Source organism: uncultured Microbacterium sp., assembly GCF_963524805.1.
GTDB lineage: Bacteria > Actinomycetota > Actinomycetes > Actinomycetales > Microbacteriaceae > Microbacterium.
In genome coordinates this window covers 118,287-138,860 of record NZ_CAURGG010000009.1, presented here as the reverse complement: position 1 = coordinate 138,860, position 20,574 = coordinate 118,287, and the positions used below count along the sequence as shown (strand labels likewise).

Below are 20,574 nucleotides of genomic sequence, written 5' to 3'. Positions count from 1 at the left end.
GGGTCCACCAGCAAACGAGTGCTGCCGAAGCCGACATGCACCCGGAAGGAGCGACCCATGAGATTCCGGCCGCTGCGACCCGCGTCCGTTCCCGAGTCCATCCCGGTCGCGGTCGCAGATCCCCCCGAGACGATGCGGGCGGCGGTGATAGACGCCACCGGGTCCCCCGATTCCCTTCACTCGTCGTCGGTCGAGGTCCCCACTCCGATCCTGAGCGAACTCCTCGTGCGCGTCGTCGCAGCGGGCATCAACCCCATCGACGCGAAGACCCGCAGCGGTGCGGGCGTTTCTGCGGCCATCGCCTCGTACCCGGCGGCGCTGGGATTCGATTTCAGCGGCATCGTCGTGCGGGCGCCCTATGAGTCCCACCCGCTGCCCCCGGGTACCGCCGTCTACGGCATGGTGCCGTTCCCCCGGTCGGGCGGCAGCTACGCCGAATACGCCGTCGTTCCCTCGCAGTCCGTGGCGCGCAAGCCCGCCTCGCTGTCGCACGTCGAAGCGGCGGGTGTTCCGCTGGCCGCCCTCACCGCGTGGGGTCTGGTGGTCGAGACGGCGCACGCCCACGAGGGGCAGCGGATCCTCATCCACGCCGGCAGCGGCGGGGTGGGCCATTTCGCCGTCCAGTTCGCCGCCTACTTCGGTGCGCATGTGACCGTGACCGCATCCGGCCGCAACGCGTCCTGGCTGCGGGAACTGGGCGCCTCGGTCGTGATCGACTACGCGACCACCCGATTCGAGGACGTCGTGGCCGAGGTCGACGTCGTCATCGACCTCGTGGGCAACGTCCACGACAGGACCGGTGAGCGCTCGCTCACGGTCATCCGGCCGGGCGGCCTCTACATCCTGGTTCCCTCGGGCTCCTGGCCCGGGTACGCCGAGGCAGCAGCGGCGGTCGCGGTCCGCGCCACCGGTTACAAGGTCATCCCCGACGGAGGCGCGCTGGCCACCGTCGGCCGGCTGCTGGACTCCGGAGCGGTGCAGGTCTACATCGACCGCGTCTTCGATCTGGCGGATGCCGCCGCAGCGCACACCGAGCTGGAGAAGGGTCACACGCGGGGGAAGATCGTGCTCCGCGTCAGCGACGACTGACCGGTCCGTCCGCTTCCTCGAGCGGGGCCAGCACGCGGCGCCCCTCCCCCACGATCTCATCGGCGATCGCATCCAGCAGGGGCGAGCGCAGATTCCACTGCTGCCAGTAAAGGGGCACGTCGATCGGCGGTCCGCCCAGCAGCACCAGGGTTCCGGCATCCAACGCCTCTTGCGACTGGAACCGCGGCAGAAGCCCCCAGCCCAGCCCGTGACGGACGGCCGCGGCGAAGTCGTTCGACGCGGGTACGAAGTGCCGGCCGACCCGCGCGCCGTCGATGCCGCACACAGCCAGCCAGCGGGTCTGCAGATCGTCACGACGGTCGAAGTCCACGAGCGGCGCGCTGCCGAGCTCGGTGAGCGACCCGGGCCCGGGCAGCCACCGCTCCACGAACGCGGGGGTGGCCACGGCCTCGTAGCGCATGGCCCCGAGGCCGCTGACCCGGCACCCGGCAACCGCCGTCGCGCGGGAGGTGACCGCCCCCATGACGGTGCCGGATTCGAGCAGCGCTGCGGTGAAGTCCTGGTCGTCGCGGTGCAATTCGAACACGACCGGATGCCGCTGCGACAGGCGCGCGAGCGGCTCGAGGAACCAGGTCGCGAGCGAGTCGGCATTCACCGCCAAGGGTACGGGCGTGCGCGCACCCTCCTCGCCGTCACCACCCAGCTGCGCGAGGGCGTCATGCTCGAGCAGCGCCATCTGCCGTGCCATGCGCACCACGGCGGTGCCGGCCTCCGTGAGCCGCGCCGGCTTGGAGCGCACCAGCAGAACGCGGCCGAGCTGCTGCTCGAGCGTCTTGATCCGCTGGCTCACCGCCGAAGGTGTGATGTGCAGGCGGCGCGCGGCCGCATCCAGCGTGCCCTCATCGACCACCACGGCGAGGGTGTCGGCCAGCTCCGGTGGGATGCGCATCATCAGTCATGCTAATGCAACGTGAGAATCATGAACTGGACTGAATATCCTGAGCCGCCTAGCGTCGAAGCGTGATCTCCCCACTCCTGGCCGGCATCGGTCTCGGCCTTTCGCTCATCATCGCGATCGGCGCGCAGAACCTCTTCGTGCTGCGCCAGGGGCTGCGGCGCGAGCACGTCGTGCTCGTCGCGGCCATCTGCGCCGTCTCGGACGCGGCACTGATCGCCCTGGGTGTCTCGGGCGTCGGCCTGGTGCTGCACGCGGTGCCGTGGCTGGTCGACGTGGTGCGCTGGGCGGGCGCGGTCTTCCTCGTCGGCTACGGCCTGCTGGCGGCACGGCGCGCCTGGCGGCCGTCCGGGCACACGCTCGAGGCCGAGGGCGCCGACGCCTCTTCGGCCGCGCCGCACGGCACGGCGCCTCTCGCCATGCTGACGGCGACCAAGGCGCTTCCGGTCGCACTGACCTGCCTCGCGCTGACCTGGCTGAATCCGCACGTGTACCTCGACACGGTGTTCCTTCTCGGAACGGTGGCGAACACACACGGCGAAGACCGGTGGATCTTCGCCGCCGGGGCGATGCTCGCCAGCGTGGTCTGGTTCTTCGGACTCGCCTTCGGCGCGCGCTATCTCGGCAGATGGCTGAGCACTCCCCGGGCATGGCGCATCCTCGACGCGGTGATCGCCGTCGTCATGATACTGATGGGGGTGAGCCTGGTCCTGCCGCACTGAGCCCCCGCCGCAAGCAGGTCAGCGGTCGATCTGATCGCGGCGGAAGCGGACGAGGGCGAGGATCACCTCGTCCGGCAGCGGGTGTTCGGGCTGGAAGCGGATCGTCCCCTTGTCCAGACCGCTGCCGGGCACCGCCTGCACCTGGGCGGCGACCGAGGTGACGGCATCCGGACTGAACGGGTAGATGCCGATGTGCTTCTTGGCCCGCATCACCGATAACAGCGGCTTTCCCTGGTAGATGAGCGCGGCCATCCCATAGCCCTTGCCCTGCTCGGAATCGGGCACTTCGCCGTGCGCGAGGCGGTAGACCCGCTCGATCGCCGCGCGGTCGTCGGGGTCGAGTTCGTTCAGGTACTCATCGACGGTTCCCATGTCGGCATCCTGGCATCGCCCGCCTGGCCTTCGCACGGCCTTCCCGGCACGATGGACCCATGAAGCGCGTCCACGTGAGGGTGAACGGCATGGTGCAGGGGGTCGGCTACCGCTACACGCTGCGCATGGTCGCCGACGAAGCGGGGGCGAGCGGCTGGGTGCGCAACCTCCGTGACGGCAGCGTGGAAGCCGAGATCGAAGGCACCGACGCGCAGGTCGACGAAGTGCTGGCCTGGATGGCGCAGGGACCACCCGGCGCGAGCGTCGAGACGGCCATGGTGACGGATGCCGCTCCCACCGGCGCGCACGGCTTCGAGGTACGGGGCTGAGCTCAGCCTTCGAAGGGCCGCAGGATGCGGTCCAGGAAGCGCCGCGTGCGCTCGTGCTGCGGATTGACCAGCAGGTCCTGCGGCGCCCCGCGCTCGAGGATCACGCCGTCGTCGAAGAAGAGCACCTCGTCGGCCACCTCCCGGGCGAAGGCGAGCTCGTGCGTGACGATGACCATCGTCCACCCGTCATCGGCGAGCTCCTTCAGCACGACCAGCACCTCCCCGACCAGTTCGGGGTCGAGCGCACTCGTGGGCTCGTCGAACAGGAGCAGATCAGGCTGCAGCGCGAGAGCACGCACGATGCCGACCCGCTGCTGCTGACCGCCGGACAGCTCGAACGGGAACGCGTCGCGCTTCTCGGTCAGGCCCACCCGTTCGAGAAGCTCCTCGGCCCGGGCGATCGCCGCGGCCTTCGGGACCCGGTGGGCGCGGACGGGACCCTCGATCACGTTCTGGAGCACTGTCAGGTGCGGGAACAGGTTGTGCTGCTGGAACACCATCGCAGACCTGTCGCGCAACGCGATGCGCTGTGCCTTGGTCGGCGGCCTCGCGAAGTCGACGGGTGCGGCATCCGCGAATTCGATCGTGCCGCCGTCGGGTGTCTCGAGTCCGTTGAGCGTGCGCAGCACCGTGGTCTTGCCCGATCCGCTCGGGCCGATGAGGCACACCACCTCGCCGCGGCGCACCTCGAAGTCCACTCCCTTGAGCACCGGCGTTGCGCCGAAGCTCTTCGTCAGGCCCGTCACCCGCAGCAGGAGCTCTCCGGAGGCCGCCACCGGTGGGGCGAGCGGGTCGGAGCCGGGCGTGTCAATGGGCGACATAGCGGTCGAGCCTCCGTTCCAGCGCGCTCTGTCCGGCCGAGAGCACCAGGCAGAACATCCAGTAAATGAACGCCGCCTCCAGATAGATCGTCATGAACTCGTAGGTGAACGCCGCGATGATCTGCGCCTGGCGGAACAGCTCGGTGACCAGGATGAGCGAGGCGAGCGAGGTGTCCTTGACGAGCGAGATGAACGTGTTCGACAGAGGAGGTACGGAGACTCGAGCGGCCTGCGGCAGGATGATGCGGGTCAGCGTCCGGGTGTGCGAGAGCCCGACGGTGTGACCGGCCTCCCACTGCCCCTTGGGAACGGACAGGATCGCGGCGCGGATGATCTCCGCCGCATAGCCGCCCACGTTCAGCGAGAACGCGATGATCGCCGCGGGCCACGGGTCCACCACGATGCCCAGCGACGGCAGGCCGTAGAAGATCACGAACAGCTGGACCAGCAGCGGCGTGCCCCGGATCACCGAGATGTAGAAGCGGGCGATGTTCGACAGCACCCGATTCGACGAGATGCGCATCAGCGCCACGCCGAGAGCCAGCACGAGCCCGATCGCGAAAGAGGCCAGTGCGAGCGGAATGGTGCCGCGAAGGCCGGCCCACAGCAGCGGCCAGAACGATTCGACGACCAGCGTCCAGGTCTCGTTCATGCGCCCTCCTCACCGTGTCGACCACCGCCCGAGGCGGCGGCCGGAATCGTCCGGGCTACGACGTGACGTCGGCTCCGAAGTACTTCTCGCTGATCTCGGCGAGCACGCCCTCGTCGCGCAGCTCGGACAGCGCCTCGTCGATCGCATCGACGAGGGCCTGCTTGTCCTTCGTCAGCGCGAAGGCGCTGCTGGCGGGGTCATCGGTCTCCGCGGCGATCTTCAGTCCCGTCGGGCCGTCCGTCTTCTCGTAGTCCAGGAAGGTCAGCTCGTCGTTGATGGTGGCATCGACCCGTCCCTGCGTGAGCAGCGCGACAGCCTGCGCCCAGCCCTCCACGGCCTCGACGGTGGCGCCGCTGTCCTGAGCGAGCTCGTACCAGTTGCTGGTGAGCGACTGGGCGGTGGTCTTTCCGGCCAGGTCGGCGAAGCTCGAGATCGAGTCGTCGTCCTCGGGAACGACGATGACGCCCGGAGAGACGGTGTACGGCGCGCTGAAGAGGTACTTCTCCTCGCGCTCGGGGTTGATCGACACCTGGTTCGCGATGAGGTCGAAGCGTCCGGCCTCGAGCCCCGCGAAGATCGCGTCCCACTGCGTCTCCTGGAACTTCACCTCCAGGTCGAGCTTGTCGGCGACGGCCTCGGCGATCTCGACGTCGAAGCCGACGAGCTCGCCGGTCTCGTCGTGGAAGCTGAACGGGCGATACGTGCCCTCGGTCGCGACGGTGAGGGTACCGGCCGAGACCAGCCCGAGATCGTCGTCGGCGGAAGAGGACGCAGGCGCCGAGGAGCCGCTGCAGCCCGCGAGGACGAGGGCTGCGGAGGCGGTGAGGGCGGCGAGCGTGGCGAAACGGGTACGGCGTGACATGGCTGTGTTGCTCCTGGGGGGGGATTTCGGCCCGGTCTCACCGGGCAGGACCCTCCAGTACAGCATGCCCTCAGTGTCCGAGGCGCATCGGGTTACGTTTCGTTTCCTCGCGCGGGGCCAGCGGGCCCCGCGCACGGAAAGGGGCCCCGCCTTCCGGCGGAGCCCCTTTCGCGGATCTCGATGCGCTTCGCGCTACTCGACCACAGAATGCTCAGAGCGCGTTGACATCCAGCGGGATGCCGGGGCCGAACGTGGTCGAGACCGCGCCCTTCTGGATGTAGCGACCCTTCGAGCTGGACGGCTTGAGGCGGATGATCTCCTCGAGCGCAGCCTTGAGGTTCTCGTCGAGCTGGTCCTCCGAGAAGGACGCCTTGCCCACGACGAAGTGCACGTTGGCGTGCTTGTCGACGCGGAACTCGATCTTTCCGCCCTTGATCTCCTCGACGGCCTTGGCCGGGTTGGGGGTCACGGTGCCGGTCTTCGGGTTCGGCATCAGGCCACGCGGACCCAGCACCTTTCCGAGGCGACCGACCTGGCCCATGAGCTCAGGGGTCGACACGGCGGCGTCGAAGTTGGTCCAGCCGTCGGCGACGCGCTGGATGAGCTCGGCGCCACCGACCTCGTCTGCGCCCGCGGCGATCGCGGCCTCGGCGGCCGGACCCGTCGCGAACACGATGACGCGAGCGGTCTTGCCCGTGCCGTGGGGCAGGATGACGGTGCCGCGCACCATCTGGTCCGCCTTGCGGGGATCGACGGCGAGCTTGAGCGCGACCTCGACGGTCGAGTCGAACTTCGCCGAGCCGGTCTGCTTCGCCAGCGCGACGGCCTCGGTGGGCGTGTAGAACTTGTCAGCCGCGATCTTCGCGGCGGCGGCCTGGTAGGCCTTGGACTTGGTAGCCATGGTCGTTATCCCCCTCAGTCCTCAACCGTGATGCCCATGGAGCGGGCGGTGCCGGCGATGATCTTCGAGGCGGCCTCGATGTCATTCGCGTTCAGGTCGGGCTGCTTGACCTCGGCGATCTCGCGCACCTGCGCCTTGGTGAGCTTGGCCACCTTGGTCGTGTGCGGGGTCGACGAGCCCTTCGACACGCCGGCTGCCTTCTTGATCAGCTCGGCCGCCGGGGGCGTCTTGAGGATGAACGTGAAGCTGCGGTCCTCGTAGACGGTGATCTCCACGGGGATGACGTTGCCGCGCTGGGCCTCCGTCGCGGCGTTGTACGCCTTGCAGAACTCCATGATGTTGACGCCGTGCTGACCCAGTGCCGGACCGATGGGCGGTGCGGGGTTGGCCGCACCTGCCTTGATCTGCAGCTTGATCAGCCCGGTCACCCTTTTCTTCGGTGCCATTGTGTTCCTTCGTTTCGAGCGCCCGATCCGGGCGCGCTTCCGCGAACCAGGCAAGCCCTGGACGCGGTGGGGTTTCGTCGCGCGATGGGCGCAACCTCTCTAGTCTACCCGATCAGCTTCCCGTTACTCCCGGCCTGCTCCACCCGGACTCCCGCGGGCAGGATCACGGAGATGTGCACAATGACGGATGCCGCAGGGCCGAGTCTTCCGTCATCGTGCACAACTCCGTCATTCCTCACGCCGCCCGGTGAAGTCCCTGCGCGACGGCGCGCACGATCACATCGTGCACATCCGGCCAGCCCGTCATGACCTGCACGTAGTCGATGCGGATCACGTGGTAGCCCATGAGCGTCAGCTGCGCGTCGTGGGCGATGTCGCTGCGCCGCTGGGACCCGACGTGGTGTCCGCCATCGATCTGAAGCACGAGGCGGTCGCCGATGAGGAAATCGACCGGATGCCCCGCGAGCCACACCTGCTGACGGATCTGCAGGCGGAGGAACCGGAGGCGTACCGGTATGAACGTCTCGAGCCCGGAGTCCGAATGCAGCGAGCAGCTCTCCAGCAGCGAGCGCGCCACCGCGGGCAGCGGCATCCTTCTCATCGATTCTCGCGTCACGAGCGTGTGCCGCAATGCCGATTCCCAGACGGCGAGCGCCCGTTCGTGGGGCTGGCAGCTCGCAACCGCCGCCAGGACGTTCTCGATGGGGTCGATGAGAGCATCGGGATGCCTCGGCACGAGTGGGCGGGACCAATGCACCCGAGTGCCGGTCTTGACCTCGCCGACATGCCGATGCTGCGGGGCCGCGACGTGGACCGCCCCGTCACTGAACACCCAGAGCCCGAGCCGTTCGGCCTGCGTGATGCAGGAGAGCACGACCCCGGCGCGCGCGGCCGCCACGAGCAGAGGATCGGCGTCCGGCAGTGCAACCCAGCCGTTGCGCGGGCGGATCAGCGCCTGCACCGAAACTGCCTGCGCGATCGCGCGGCGCGGCAGCCCGTCAGCTCTCAGCGTGGCGACGCGGGCCACTCCGCCCGCTGCGACGACGGCATCCCTCACGTATCCCATCCCGGCAGGCTCCCGCTCCGCGGGGTGCATCGCTCGCGTCCCGCGTGCGACGGGGATGCCGCGCGCGGGCTGAACCGCTGGGGAGGAGGCGACAGCGCGTGAAGGAGCGGAGATGTGCACGATTGCGGACGCGTCGGGTCTCCGGCATCCGTCATCGTGTACATCAACGCAGCCGCGCCCGACCTCGGCCGCAACGACGAAAGCGCCCCGTCACTGACGGGGCGCTTTCGTGAACGGATGCTGCTAGAGCTTCGTGACCTGGTCGAACGACAGCTCGACCGGGGTCTCGCGCTCGAAGAGCGACACCAGCACCGTGAGCTTGCCGCTCTCGGGCTTGATCTCGCTGATCGTGCCGGGCAGGCCCGCGAACGAGCCTTCCTTGATCGTGATGGTCTCGCCGACCTCGAAGTCCACCTCTGCCGGGATGCTGCGCGCGACAGCGTGGCCGCCCTTGGTGGCCGCACCCTTGGCCGGAGCGACTTCCTTCACCTCGACGAGGGACTTCAGCATGTTGAAGGACTCCTCGAAGCGCAGGGGCGTCGGGTTGTGCGCGTTGCCCACGAAGCCGGTGACGCCGGGGGTGTGACGAACGACCGACCAGGTGTCCTCGTTGAGCTCCATGCGAACGAGCACGTAACCGGGGATCCGGACGCGCGTGACCATCTTGCGCTGGCCGTTCTTGATCTCAACGACGTCCTCCATCGGGACCTCGATCTGGTAGATGTCCTCTTCCACCTCGAGCGTCGACTTGCGCTGCTCGATGTTCGCCTTCACCTTGCGCTCGAAGCCGGCGTACGAGTGGATGACGTACCACTTGCCGGGCAGCGTGCGCAGTTCGGCGCGGAACGCCTCGTACGGGTCCTCTTCCGCCTCTTCGGCGTCCTCGTCGTCTGCGGCGTCGAGGTCGGCGGGGGGCGTCGCGGCGTCGGCCGGGTCGACCGAGGCCTCGACCTCGTCGACGACGCCGGCGGCGGCATCCACCTCGGCGACGAATTCATCGTCGAGAACCGGCTCGTCCTCGTCGCCGTTGATGTCGGGACCGTCGTAGGGGGTCACGTCGTCGGCGTGCTCGGCGGCGTACTCCGCCTCCTCCTCGGCCAGCGAGTCGGTGAGCACCTCCGCGGCGGCCTCCGCCTCGTCGGTGCGGTCGATGTTCAGAGCGTCGTTCACGATCGCGTCCGCCTCCGGGTCGTCGATGTCGATGTCGTCGGAATCCTCGAGGCCGTCGGCCTCGTCGTCGACGATGTGCACCGCGAGGTGCTCGGCCGGCGTGTTCGCGCGGTCCTCTTCGGCGAGGATGTTGCCCTCTTGGGCCTCGTCATCCTCCGAGGACTGCTCGGCAGCGGTCGCCCAGTCGGCGTCGTCGACATATCTTTCAGACAATTGCGTTCTCTTCCGTTTCGGGGGCGCCGGATCCGAGGACCCGCCCCGCGGTGCAACTCAGGGGGTCAGGCGGGAACGCCGAAGACGACGGTCGTCACCCAGACGAACAGCAGATCCAGTCCGTAGACCAGCGCCATCATCACGACGACGAAGCCGAGCACGACACCCGTGTACTTGATGAGCTCCTGGCGGGTCGGTGTGACGACCTTGCGCAGCTCTGCGAGCACCTGACGGATGAACAGGGCGATGCGAGCGAAGACGTTGGGCTTCTTCTCGCGGGGTGCGCCACTGGGGACGACCTCGCCCCTCGGCTCCTCTTGGACCATCGAACCCACCTGAATACCTTCCATGTGTCAGCTTCGGCTGACGCGCAGGGCGGACAGGAATCGAACCTGCAACCTGCGGTTTTGGAGACCGCTGCTCTGCCAATTGAGCTACCGCCCTAGAGGCCGACGGCCTCGGGATGCCCACAGTCTTCCACCACAACCTGTACGAGAGGGAGCTGGCCCGAACGCCGGGCACGGCAAAAGAATGCAGACTTCAACTGCATGCTCCAGTGTACGGCATGGGCCCCATGCGGGCGAACTGGGCGAGACCGTACGATCGTCGTATGGCCCTGGACCAGACCCGGCTGGACGCCCTGTGGGACTTCGCCGATGCGGCGGCTTCCGAGACGCGGCTCCGGGAGGCGGCGGCCTCCGCGCCGGATGCCGACGACCGCGCGGAGCTGGCGACGCAGGTTGCCCGGGCGCTCGGACTGCAGGACTCGTTCGCCGAGGGAGATCGTGTGCTCGACGGGATCGTCTCCGATGCCGCAGTCGTCCGAGTGCGGGTCGCCCTCGAGCGGGGGCGCCTGCGCAACTCGGAGGGCGAGCCGTCGGCGGCGGTGCCGTTCTTCGCCGCCGCCGCCGAGGCGGCGGCATCCGCCGATCTGCTGTTCCTGCGGATCGATGCCCTGCACATGCTGGCGATCGCGGATGCCGCGCACTCGGCGGACTGGACGACCGAGGCGCTCGCGCTGCTGGAGAGCACCGACGATCCGCGCACGCGGCAATGGGCGGTGGGTCTGCACAGCAACGCCGGGTGGACGTCCCTCGAGGAGGGTCGTATCGACGACGCTCTCGCGGCCTTCGAGCGCTCGCGCGCGGCCGCCGAGCGGTGGGGCACCGCACAGCAGGTGGCGTGGGCGGACGAGGCGATCGCCGAGGCCCGCGCCGCCCGCTGACGCGGCGAACTCAGCCGATGCGGACGAGCTTCTTGTTCACGAACTCGTCGGCGGCCAGCAGGCCCATCTCACGGCCCGTCCCCGAGCGCTTTACGCCGCCGAACGGCAGCTCCGGCGAGTCCGCGAGCACGAGGTTGACGTAGACCATTCCCGCGTCGATCTTGTCGGCCACCCGCTCGGCCTGGGCCTGGTCGGTCGTGAAGACGTAGGAGCCGAGACCGAAGGGGGTGTCGTTGGCGATCTTGACCGCCTCGTCCTCGTCGGCGGCGCGGTAGACGACACCGACGGGGCCGAAGAACTCCTCGCGGTAGGCGTCCATCTCCGGAGTGACGTCCGCCAGCACGGTCGCCGCGTAGTAGGCGCCGTCACGCGAGCCCCCGGCGACCAGCCGAGCGCCCTGCGACACCGCCTTGTCGACCTGCGCGGCGAGGCGCTCGGCCGCGAGGTCGGACGAGAGCGGTCCGAGCACCGTGTCTTCGGCGAACGGGTCGCCCACCTTGGCCGCCGTCATCTGCGCGGTGAACTTCTCCAGGAACGCGTCGTACAGGCCGTCGGCCACGATGAAGCGCTTCGCGGCATTGCAGGACTGTCCGGTGTTGTCCAGACGCGCCTCGACCGCCGCGGTGACAGCACCCTCGAGGTCGTCGGTGGAGAGGAGGATGAACGGATCGGACCCGCCCAGCTCGAGCACGACCTTCTTGAGGTTGCGCCCGGCCACTTCGGCCACGGCCGAACCTGCCCGCTCGGAGCCCGTCACCGAAACACCCTGCACGCGCGGGTCGGCGATCACCGCGGCGGCCTGGTCGTTCGTGATGTACAGGTTCGTGTAGGCGCCGTCCGGGAAGCCCGCGTCACGGTAGATCGCCTCGATCGCCGCCGAGGACTCGGGGCACTGCGGGGCGTGCTTGAGCAGGATCGGATTGCCGATCAGGAGGTTGGGTGCCGCGAACCGCGCCACCTGGTAGTAGGGGAAATTCCACGGCATGATCCCCAGCAGCACCCCGAGGGAGGACCGGCGGATGACCGCCGTTCCCTCCGCGAGGATGTCGATCGGCTGGTCGGCCATGATCTTCTCGGCGTTGTCGGCGTAGAACTCGGTGATGTCCGCGGCGAAATCGACCTCGCCGACGGCCGCAGCCAGCGGCTTGCCCATCTCGCGCACGATCGTCGCGGCCAGCTCGTCGCGCCGCTCGCGGTGCAGCTCGGCGACACGGCGCAGCAGCCCGGCGCGCTCCGCGACGCCCGAGGTGAGAGCCCACCCCTTGGCGGCCTGGTAGGCGGCAGCGAGCGCCTGCTCGAGCTCGGCATCCGTGGTGAGGGGGTATTCGGCGAGCGTCTCGCCGGTGGCGGGGTTGACGACCTTGTAGTCACTCATGGGTTCTCCGTTCGCTGGTAGATCAAGTCTGCCGTCACCGGCGCGGGCGGCGCAGGCTGGCGGGCGCGTCGAGCGAGATCGTCTCGCCGCGGAAGAAGGCGGGCCGCTTGATGGCCTGCCAGATCATGATGACGATGCCCACGCCGATCACCACCACGCCCAGGATGAACACGAGACCCAGGCCGGCGATGTTCGAGCCGCTGCCGTAGTCCGGGCTCATGCTGTCGATCAGCGTCTTGCCGAACAGGAACAGCAGGATGATGCCGCCGATCAGCGGGAACAGGAACGTGAAGAACAGATTGCGCGTCGTGTCGAACCACTGCTTGCGGAAGTACCAGACGCACGCGAACGCGGTGATGCCGTAGTAGAAGCAGATCATCATGCCGAGCGTGGTGATCGTGTCCCAGAGCACGTCTTCGCTGATGAAGCGCATGACGGCGTAGAAGACCGACGCGACCACGGCCGACACGATCGTGGCGAAGCCCGGCGTGAAGAATCGCGGGCTCACCTCCGCGAACCGCTTGGGCAGGGCGCCGTAGTGTCCCATCGCGAGCAGCGTGCGAGCCGGAGAGACGAACGTCGACTGCAGCGATGACGCCGAACTGGTCAGGACGGCCAGTGACACCAGGAACGCGAACGGCCCCAGGATCGGCCCCGACAGGTAGAAGAACACGTTGGACTGGATGTCCTCGTTGCCCAGGCCCAGACCCTCGGCGCCCGTGCCGGCGAAAGCCAGCAGCGAGACCGAGATCAGCAGGTAGAGCGCGAAGATCACCAGCACCGTCAGGGTTGCGGCGCGACCGGGCGTCTTCTCCGGGTCCTTCGTCTCCTCGTTCATCGTGAGGGTGACATCCCACCCCCAGAAGATGAAGATCGACAGCGACAGGCCGGCCACCACGGCGGCGAAGTCGCCGACCGCGAACGGGTTGAACCAGGACAGCTCGACCGGGCTGGCGTCGAACGCATTCCCCTGTGCCACATGCACGAAGGCGGCGACCGAGAAGATCACGAGCACGAGCACCTGGAAGGTCACCAGGAAGTACTGCAGCTTCTGGGTCGTCTGCATGTCGCGGTACGACACGAGGGTGGCGCCGAGCATGAACAGCAGGCACACCGCCACATTGATGAACGGGTTGAACGCCAGTTCGGCGATCGTGCCCGGGCTGCCGGCGATCTGGTCGATCAGCAGGAAGAGGAACTCGACGGCGATGCCCGCCAGATTGGACAGCACGAGGATCGTGGCCGCGATCAGCCCCCAGCCGGCCATCCAGCCGACCCACGGGCCGAATGCCCGCGTCGCCCACGTGAACGAGGTGCCGGAGTCGGGCATCGCGCGGTTGAGCTCGCGGTAGCCGAAGGCGACCAGCAGCATCGGGATGAATCCGACGATGATGATCGCCGGCACCTGGAAGCCGACCTCGGACACGGTCGGTCCGAGGGCGGCCGTCAGCGTGTAGGCCGGCGCGATGCAGGAGATGCCGATGACGACGGCGCCGATCAGGCCGACGGTGCCGGCGCTCAGCCCCTTGGACGAGAGCCCGGTCGGGGCGCCCTTTTCGCCGACGGGGGCGAGCGGCGCCGCGGCGCCTGTGCGATCGCTCATCGCGATCCTCCTTCGGTGGTGGCGCGCGTGCGCGGGACCACGATCATGGGAACGGGAAGTTCGTGCAGCATCTTCGCCGCTGTCGAACCGAGGAACAGCCGGCGGGGCTGCGCGAGCCGGCTGGAGCCGACGATCGCCAGTTCCCCCGGCTCCCAGCTGAGGTGCTGCACGGCGTCTTCGATGCTGTCACCGCGGCCGACGACGACGTCGGCGTCACCGGCGCCCGCGACGGTCGCGCGCGCCTGGGCCAGCACCTGGTCGGCGTGGGCCGCGCCGGCGACCCTGATCACGCCGGTGTCCACGCTCGGCGGGAGGTCGACTGTCACGAGCGAGAGCAGCCTCAGTTCGGCGCGGGTGGATGCGGCGAGCGAGGTCGCTTCTTCGAGCAGGACATCGGCGCCCGGACGGGTGCCGATCGCCGCGGTGATGCGGGTCACCCCGGTCGCCGGGTCGATCCGCCGGGAGCCCTCCGGCGCGAGGACGACCGGCACGGTGGCGGAATGCAGCAGCTCGGTGGCGACCGAACCGAGCCGGTGACGACCGCGCAGGCCGCCGTTGGCGGCCCCCACGACGATATGCGAGGCGCCGAACTCCTCGGCGGCGGCGACGAGGCCCTCGGCGAACGAGTCGGCGAAGCGGACATTGGTGGCGAACGAGACCTCCGTCGGCACCAGTGCGCTGGCCGCTTCGAGCCACGATGCGGCCTGACCGCGCAGGTAGCGGTCGTAGCTCGCGTCGGGCGGAGTGATCACGCTGCGGTCGTCGGCGGGAAGGACGACCACGATCTCGAGATCGGAACCGGATGCCGCGGCCAGGCGCGCACCGAGCGCGACGGCATCCTCTCCCGCTTCCGTGGCCGTGTATCCGGCGACGATGCGCCCGCTCACGCGCGAGCCCCGTCGAGGATCTGCGAAGCCACGAGCCGGCCCATGCGGATGGCGCCGTCCACGTGCTGGTACCCGGCCCCGGCCAGATCACTGCACGCGAAGCTGATGGGTCCCACGGCCTCGCGCGCGTCTGCTCCGTACCGGTGCAGCCCGCCCATGTCGAAGCTCGCGGCGTACGCACCGCGCGTCCACTCCTCGCTGCCCCAGTCGCTCTCGTAGTAGACGACCGGATTCTTCGCTTCGGGCCCGTAGTAGTGCGACAGCGACTCGAGGATCGCCTCCCGGCGCTCCTCGGCCGAGAGGCGGAAGACGTCGTCGGCGCGCTGGTCGGAGACGAAGCCGACCAACGTGCCGCGCTCGTCGCCGTGGTTCGTGTTGTCGTAGGCCTCGTGCGTGATCTCGTACGGGCTGAAGGCGGTGCCCGAGAGGCCCTGCTCCCGCCAGAACGGACGGTCGTACACCGCGTGCACCTTGATCACGAAGCCCATCGAGATGTGCTGGTGCATCTGGTGCTGCAGCCGCGGCAGCGCCGGCACGAACGAGATGCGCGGATAGAGGTTGGGCGCGAGCGCGAGGATCGCGAAACGCGCGCGGACGGTCATGCCGTCGGCGATCGCCGTCACGCCGCTGTCGCCCCACTCGAGGGTGCGGACGGCCTGGTTCAGGAACACGTCCTCGCCCAGGCGCTCGGCCAGAAGCAGCGGAACCTGCTGCAGCCCGCCGACGACCCGCTTGTCGAGGATGAAATCGGCGTCGACCAGGTGCGAGTACGAGCCGGCGGATGCCGCCATCAGGAGCGACTGCAGCAGCGAGAAGGTGTGAGTCGGCTTGGTCAGCATCGCCGACCCCGTTGCGAAGGCGAGATTGCGCACCGCCTCGTCGTCATCGGTCTGCGCGCGCAGCCAGGCATCCCAGGTGACGTGGTCCCACTCGGCCGCCCGCTCGTGCGCCCAGGGCCGGTCGGGGTCGATCTCGGCGACCATGGCATCGAGGCGGTCGGTGATGTCGGCGATCACGCGTTCGGTCTCGGCCGAGACCGGGAACATCTCGCCCGTGAAGCGCTGGGCCACGCCGTCGGGGCCGACATAGACGCTGTCGCCGTCGCGGTAGCGGCTGAAGGTCTCGAGGCCGAGCTCGGCCACCGTATCGATCAGTGCCTGCTGGTCGGGCGAGACCCACTGTCCGCCGATCTCGAGCATCGCCCCGTCGATGACGTCGGTGTGCAGGCGCCCGCCGACGCGGTCGCGCGCTTCGAGCACCGCGACCGACAGGCCCGCCTTCTTCAATTCGTTGGCGGCGGTCAGCCCGGCGGCGCCGGCCCCCACGATCACGACGTCACGGTTCAGTTCGACCATGTCGGCTCCTTTGCTCGATGCTGCTGCGGGAAGTGCGGACACCGCGCAGGACCGGCTCCCCCACCGGATCCCACGCGGATGACTCAGGCCGCGCTCAAGGCGGCGGCGAGGACGTCGAGACCCTCGTGGAGCAGCTCGTCGGAGATCGACAGCGGAGGCAGGAAGCGGATGACGTTGCCGTAGGTGCCGCACGTGAGCACGATGACGCCCTCGGCGATGCACGCCTTGGCGATCGCGCCGGTGAGGGTGCCGTCGGGGTCACCGGTTCCGGGCACGACGAACTCGGCCGCGATCATGGCTCCGTGACCGCGGATGTCGCCCAGCCGCGGGTCGTCCGCCTTCATCTGAGACAGCCGGCTGGTGAGGATCGTCTCGATCTCGCGGGCGCGCTCGATCATCCCGTCGTTCTCGAACACGTCGATCGCGGCGATCGCGGCCGCGCAGGCGATCGGGTTGCCGCCGTACGTCCCGCCCAGCCCGCCGGTGTGCGCGGCGTCCATGATCTCGGCACGGCCGGTGACCGCCGCGAGCGGCAGCCCGCCGGCGATGCCCTTGGCGGTCGTGATGAGGTCCGGTTCGATGCCCATCAGCTCGCTGGCGAACATCGCGCCGGTGCGGGCGAACCCGGTCTGGATCTCGTCGGCGATGAAGACCACGTCGTTGCTGCGGCACCACGCCTGCAGGTCCTGCAGGAACCCGTCGGCCGGAACGATGAACCCGCCCTCGCCCTGGATCGGCTCGATGATGACCGCGGCGAGATTGTCGGCCCCGACCTGCTTCTCCATGATCGAGATCGCCTTGCGCGCGGCATCCGCACCGCTGAGGCCGTCGCGGAAGGGGTAGGACATCGGCGCGCGGTAGATCTCCCCCGCGAAGGGTCCGAACCCGCTCTTGTAGGGCATGCTCTTGGCGGTCAGCGCCATCGTCAGGTTCGTGCGGCCATGGTACCCATGATCGAACGCGACGACCGCCTGCTTCTTGGTGTACTTGCGGGCGATCTTGATCGCGTTCTCCACCGCCTCGGCGCCCGAGTTGAACAGGGCGGACTTCTTGGCGTGCGAGCCGGGCGTGATGCGGTTGAGAGCTTCGGCGACGGCGACGTACGACTCGTACGGCGAGACCATGAAGCACGTGTGCGTGAACTGGGCGACCTGCTCCTGCACGGCCGCGACCACCTTCGGGTGCGCGTTGCCCAGGGTGGTCACCGCGATGCCGGCACCGAGGTCGATCAGCGAGTTGCCGTCGGCATCCACGACCACGCCGCCGCCCGCAGCGACGGCCTGGATGGGCACCGTGTGACCCACGCCGGCGGCGACGGCGGCGGCTTTGCGCGCCAGCAGCTCCTGCGAGCGGGGCCCCGGGATGCTCGTGACCATGCGCCGCTCCTGCGGCAGGTCCGGTCCGCCGACGGGAACGGGTGCGATGAGAGTGTCGGATGCAGTCGTGCTCATGGTCGCGAGCGTAGGCCGGAGGATGCCGCGCCCGCACGTGCCGCGATGTACATTCTGTGAGGAGCAACCGTACCCTGCGTACATCGATCGGAGCGGGAATGGCCACGACAGCCGACGCGCCCACCCTGCGGGCGCTGCTGGGGCGGCGGGATCTGCACCTGCGCCTGGAAGGCGATGCGTCCGAGCTCGACGCGGCTCTGGATGCTCCGATCCGCTGGGTGCACAGCTCCGATCTCGCGGACCCGACGCCGTTCCTCTCCGAGGGTCTCGCGCTCCTGACGACCGGGACGCAGTTCGAGGGTGCCGAGGACGAGTCCGGCGTGTACCGGGCGTACGTGCGGCGCCTCTCGGCGCGCGGGGTGGTGGGACTCGGCTTCGGAACCGAGGTCGTCCGCGACGGCATCCCTCCTGCCCTGGCCGAAGCGTGCCGTGACGAGCGGATGCCGCTGTTCGAGGTTCCGTATCGAACGCCCTTCATCGCGGTGGCCCGCGCCGGCGCCGAGGCGATCGCCGCCCAGTCGTACGCGCGTCGCAGCTGGGCGCTCGCCGCGCAGAAGGCGATCTCGCTCGCCGCATTGCGCCCCGACGGACTGGGCGCGACGCTGGCCGAGCTCGCCCGGCAGCTGGACGCCTGGGTCGGCCTCTACGACGCGGCGGGCACGCTGACGCGTGAGCACCCGGCCGCCCTCGATACCACCGCGGCGGCCGAGCTGGGCACCGAGGTGGGAGTGGTGCTGCGCCGCGGTGCGCGCGCCGCCTCCTCGCTCAGGATCGGCGGCACGGCGTTCACTCTGCAGACACTGGGCCGCGGGGGGCACCTTCGCGGGGTGATCGCGATGGCGGCCGGCGACCTCGATCAGGAGGGGCGCGGAGTGGTGACGGCGGTCGTCGCGATGGCCGGCCTCGCGCTCGAGCAGCAGCAGGGCCTGGACCGCGCGCGCACGCTGCTGCGGGCGGGCCTGGTGAATTCCCTGCTGGGCAACGATCCCGCACTGGCTCGTCGGGTCGCCCGGGATCTGTGGGGCGGCCTGCCCCCCCCGCCGGTGCTCGTGGCGATGACCGATGCTGCCGCCGGCCGCCGGGATGCCGTGCGCGAGTGGCTCGAGCTGCGGGCGGACGAGCGCCGCGGCGGGCTGTTCTTCGGTCGCGGCGACGACGGGCTGGTGCTGGTGGTCCCGGCATCCGGATCGGATCTGCTCGAGGAGTTCGCCGAGAGATTCGATGAGCGGATGGGCGTGTCGGCGCCGGCGGGATACGACGCGTTCGCGGTGGCGGCGGATCAGGCGCAGCTGGCCCGCGACCGCCCCGGACCCGGGGTCACCCGCTTCGAAGACGTCGCGGCGGCCGGAGTGCTCTCGGTCCCGGCTTCGCCCGAGGCGCGCACGGTGGCCGAAGCCACCCTCGCACCGCTGCGGCAGCACGACCGCGAGCAGGGAACATCACTGCTCGAGACCGTGCAGGTGTGGCTGGCGAACGACTGCTCGCACGAGGCGACCGCGCGCGCCCTCGGTGTGCACCGCCACACCGTCCGCGCGCGCATCGCCACCGCGGAGAAGGCGCTGGATTCCGACCTCGGCTCGTTCGCGGCCCGCGCCGATGTGTGGGCCGCACTGCGGCTCACCTCCTGACCCTTCTGCTTCGTTCGTCACCCGTGTACGCAAAACCCGGCGCCACCCGTGCGTAGACGACGGACGAACCAGGGGCGGGGCGCGGATACCCTGTGCGGATGGTCGTGATCAACGGCGCCGTGTCGTTCTGGTGGACGCAGCAGGGCGGCATCCCGGAGCCGCGAGCGCCCCTGCCCGGCTCGATCGATCTCGACGTCTGCATCGTCGGCGCCGGCTACACGGGCCTGTGGAGTGCGTACTACCTGAAGCGCGCACAGCCGGATCTGCGCATCGCCGTGATCGAGCAGCGCTTCGCGGGGTTCGGCGCATCGGGCCGCAACGGCGGGTGGCTGACCAACTCCGTCACCGGGGGCCGGGAGCAGTACGTCGCCACGCACGGCCGGGATGCGGCGATCGCTCAGCAGCGCGCGCTGAACGACACGGTCGACGAGGTGATCGCCGTGGCTGAGCGCGAGGGCATCGGCGCCGACATCGTGAAGGGCGGCGAGCTGAACGTCGCGCGCTCCCCCGCGCAGCTGGCGCGACTGCGCGCGTTCGCGGCAGCGGAGCGGTCCTGGCCCGCAACGGACGTCGAGGAATGGGATGCCGCGACCACCGGCTCCCGCATCGCGATCGCCGGCGCGGTGGGCGGGGTATGGCATCCGCACGCGGCGCGCCTTCACGCGGCGAAGCTCGCCCGCGGGCTCGCCGATGTCGTCGAACGACTCGGCGTGCCGATCTACGAGGACACCCGGGTCGCGGAGCTCTCCCCCGGCCGCGCGGTCACCGATCGCGGAGTGGTCACCGCGCCGTTCTTGCTGCGAGCGACCGAGGGCTTCACTCCCGACCTCCGCGGCCAGCACCGCGCCGTGCTGCCGATGAATTCGTCCATGATCGCGACCGAGCCGCTGCCCGCGACCGTCTGGGAGCAGCTCGGCTGGGACGGACGCGAGGTGCTCGGCGACTTCGCCCACGTCTACATGTACGCCCAGCGCACGGCGGATGACCGCATCGCGTTCGGCGGCCGCGGGGTGCCGTACCGGTACGGATCGCGCGTCGATACGGATGGCCGCACGCAGGAGCACACGATCGCCGCGCTCGCGTCGCTGCTGCGGGACTTCTTCCCCGCCGCCGCCGACGTGCCGATCGCGCACGCGTGGGCCGGCGTTCTGGGCGTGCCACGCGACTGGTCGGCGTCGGTAGGCCTGGATGCCGCAACCGGGCTGGGCTGGGCGGGCGGGTACGTCGGCACCGGGGTGACCGCGACGAATCTGGCCGGACGCACGCTCGCCGACCTCGTGCTGCGCCGCGACACCGAGTTGACCCGGCTGCCCTGGGTCGGCCACCGCGCCCGGCGCTGGGAGATCGAGCCGCTGCGCTGGCTCGCGGTGCAGGGCATCTACGCGGCCTATCGCACAGCCGATCGCGCGGAGTCTCGCGGCCGATCGACCCGCACATCGGCCTTCGCGCACCTCGCGGACCTCATCTCCGGGCGGTGACCCGCCGCCCGGC

Annotated in this window: 21 protein-coding genes and 1 tRNA gene; 6 read left to right on the top strand and 16 right to left on the bottom strand. The window is 69.5% G+C overall.

Going from position 1 to position 20,574, the window contains the following annotated elements; genetic code table 11:
- Positions 1–57: 57 nt before the first annotated feature.
- Positions 58–1,089, top strand: a complete 1,032-nt coding sequence (locus tag RWQ91_RS15205; protein WP_314507692.1) for an NADP-dependent oxidoreductase — start codon at positions 58–60, stop codon at positions 1,087–1,089.
- On the opposite strand, the gene RWQ91_RS15200 is transcribed toward RWQ91_RS15205, so the two are convergent.
- Positions 1,076–2,002 (bottom strand): LysR family transcriptional regulator ArgP, encoded by a 927-nt coding sequence (locus RWQ91_RS15200; RefSeq protein ID WP_314507689.1) that lies wholly within the window; start codon positions 2,000–2,002, stop codon positions 1,076–1,078. The genes RWQ91_RS15205 and RWQ91_RS15200 overlap by 14 nt on opposite strands.
- A 68-nt stretch (positions 2,003–2,070) precedes the next feature.
- On the opposite strand from RWQ91_RS15200, the gene RWQ91_RS15195 reads away from it, so the two are divergent.
- A complete protein-coding gene (locus RWQ91_RS15195; RefSeq protein WP_314507686.1) occupies positions 2,071–2,727 on the top strand; it encodes a LysE/ArgO family amino acid transporter in 657 nt (218 codons plus the stop codon).
- Positions 2,728–2,745: 18 nt separating this feature from the next.
- On the opposite strand, the gene RWQ91_RS15190 is transcribed toward RWQ91_RS15195, so the two are convergent.
- Entirely contained in the window at positions 2,746–3,099 is a 354-nt protein-coding gene (locus tag RWQ91_RS15190; protein WP_314507680.1) for a DUF1801 domain-containing protein, read from the bottom strand.
- Positions 3,100–3,158: 59 nt separating this feature from the next.
- On the opposite strand from RWQ91_RS15190, the gene RWQ91_RS15185 reads away from it, so the two are divergent.
- A complete protein-coding gene (locus tag RWQ91_RS15185) occupies positions 3,159–3,428 on the top strand; it encodes an acylphosphatase (RefSeq protein ID WP_314507678.1) in 270 nt (89 codons plus the stop codon).
- 2 nt (positions 3,429–3,430) lie between these two features.
- On the opposite strand, the gene RWQ91_RS15180 is transcribed toward RWQ91_RS15185, so the two are convergent.
- From RWQ91_RS15180 to RWQ91_RS15140, 9 genes are all read right to left on the bottom strand, one after another.
- Positions 3,431–4,249 carry an amino acid ABC transporter ATP-binding protein gene (locus RWQ91_RS15180; RefSeq protein WP_314507676.1) on the bottom strand — a complete coding sequence of 273 codons (819 nt, stop codon included), beginning with the start codon at positions 4,247–4,249 and terminating at the stop codon, positions 3,431–3,433.
- Entirely contained in the window at positions 4,236–4,901 is a 666-nt protein-coding gene (locus RWQ91_RS15175; protein WP_314507675.1) for an amino acid ABC transporter permease, read from the bottom strand. The genes RWQ91_RS15180 and RWQ91_RS15175 overlap by 14 nt, the downstream gene beginning before the upstream one ends.
- A 55-nt stretch (positions 4,902–4,956) precedes the next feature.
- Positions 4,957–5,763, bottom strand: a complete 807-nt coding sequence (locus RWQ91_RS15170; protein ID WP_314507673.1) for an amino acid ABC transporter substrate-binding protein — start codon at positions 5,761–5,763, stop codon at positions 4,957–4,959.
- A 211-nt stretch (positions 5,764–5,974) separates the two neighbouring features.
- The gene (rplA, locus tag RWQ91_RS15165; RefSeq protein ID WP_314507670.1) at positions 5,975–6,664 is read right to left on the bottom strand and encodes a 50S ribosomal protein L1; all 690 of its coding nucleotides are present in this window, start codon (positions 6,662–6,664) and stop codon (positions 5,975–5,977) included.
- Between the two features lie 14 nt (positions 6,665–6,678).
- Entirely contained in the window at positions 6,679–7,110 is a 432-nt protein-coding gene (gene rplK, locus RWQ91_RS15160; RefSeq protein ID WP_314507668.1) for a 50S ribosomal protein L11, read from the bottom strand.
- 235 nt (positions 7,111–7,345) lie between these two features.
- Positions 7,346–8,176 carry a DUF559 domain-containing protein gene (locus RWQ91_RS15155; RefSeq protein ID WP_314507665.1) on the bottom strand — a complete coding sequence of 277 codons (831 nt, stop codon included), beginning with the start codon at positions 8,174–8,176 and terminating at the stop codon, positions 7,346–7,348.
- Between the two features lie 243 nt (positions 8,177–8,419).
- Entirely contained in the window at positions 8,420–9,559 is a 1,140-nt protein-coding gene (gene nusG, locus RWQ91_RS15150) for a transcription termination/antitermination protein NusG (protein WP_314507663.1), read from the bottom strand.
- A gap of 65 nt (positions 9,560–9,624) precedes the next feature.
- Entirely contained in the window at positions 9,625–9,885 is a 261-nt protein-coding gene (gene secE, locus RWQ91_RS15145; RefSeq protein WP_314507751.1) for a preprotein translocase subunit SecE, read from the bottom strand.
- Positions 9,886–9,930: 45 nt separating this feature from the next.
- A tRNA-Trp gene (locus RWQ91_RS15140) sits at positions 9,931–10,003 on the bottom strand.
- 166 nt (positions 10,004–10,169) lie between these two features.
- On the opposite strand from RWQ91_RS15140, the gene RWQ91_RS15135 reads away from it, so the two are divergent.
- Positions 10,170–10,784, top strand: coding sequence for a hypothetical protein (locus tag RWQ91_RS15135; RefSeq protein WP_314507661.1), 615 nt, complete (start codon positions 10,170–10,172; stop codon positions 10,782–10,784).
- 10 nt (positions 10,785–10,794) lie between these two features.
- On the opposite strand, the gene RWQ91_RS15130 is transcribed toward RWQ91_RS15135, so the two are convergent.
- From RWQ91_RS15130 to gabT, 5 genes are all read right to left on the bottom strand, one after another.
- Positions 10,795–12,159, bottom strand: a complete 1,365-nt coding sequence (locus RWQ91_RS15130; protein WP_314507658.1) for an NAD-dependent succinate-semialdehyde dehydrogenase — start codon at positions 12,157–12,159, stop codon at positions 10,795–10,797.
- A gap of 34 nt (positions 12,160–12,193) precedes the next feature.
- On the bottom strand, positions 12,194–13,762 hold the full coding sequence (locus RWQ91_RS15125) for an APC family permease (RefSeq protein ID WP_314507656.1): 1,569 nt from the start codon (positions 13,760–13,762) through the stop codon (positions 12,194–12,196).
- The gene (locus RWQ91_RS15120; protein ID WP_314507650.1) at positions 13,759–14,649 is read right to left on the bottom strand and encodes a universal stress protein; all 891 of its coding nucleotides are present in this window, start codon (positions 14,647–14,649) and stop codon (positions 13,759–13,761) included. Before RWQ91_RS15120 ends, RWQ91_RS15125 begins: the two co-directional genes overlap by 4 nt.
- Entirely contained in the window at positions 14,646–16,004 is a 1,359-nt protein-coding gene (locus RWQ91_RS15115; RefSeq protein WP_314507647.1) for an NAD(P)/FAD-dependent oxidoreductase, read from the bottom strand. The genes RWQ91_RS15120 and RWQ91_RS15115 overlap by 4 nt, the downstream gene beginning before the upstream one ends.
- Before the next feature lie 83 nt (positions 16,005–16,087).
- Positions 16,088–17,455 (bottom strand): 4-aminobutyrate--2-oxoglutarate transaminase, encoded by a 1,368-nt coding sequence (gabT, locus tag RWQ91_RS15110; RefSeq protein ID WP_314507645.1) that lies wholly within the window; start codon positions 17,453–17,455, stop codon positions 16,088–16,090.
- A 98-nt stretch (positions 17,456–17,553) separates the two neighbouring features.
- Here gabT and RWQ91_RS15105 point away from each other — a divergent pair, with 98 nt between their 5' ends.
- A complete protein-coding gene (locus RWQ91_RS15105) occupies positions 17,554–19,083 on the top strand; it encodes a PucR family transcriptional regulator (RefSeq protein WP_314507642.1) in 1,530 nt (509 codons plus the stop codon).
- A 98-nt stretch (positions 19,084–19,181) separates the two neighbouring features.
- Positions 19,182–20,561 carry an FAD-binding oxidoreductase gene (locus RWQ91_RS15100; protein ID WP_314507641.1) on the top strand — a complete coding sequence of 460 codons (1,380 nt, stop codon included), beginning with the start codon at positions 19,182–19,184 and terminating at the stop codon, positions 20,559–20,561.
- Positions 20,562–20,574: the final 13 nt, after the last annotated feature.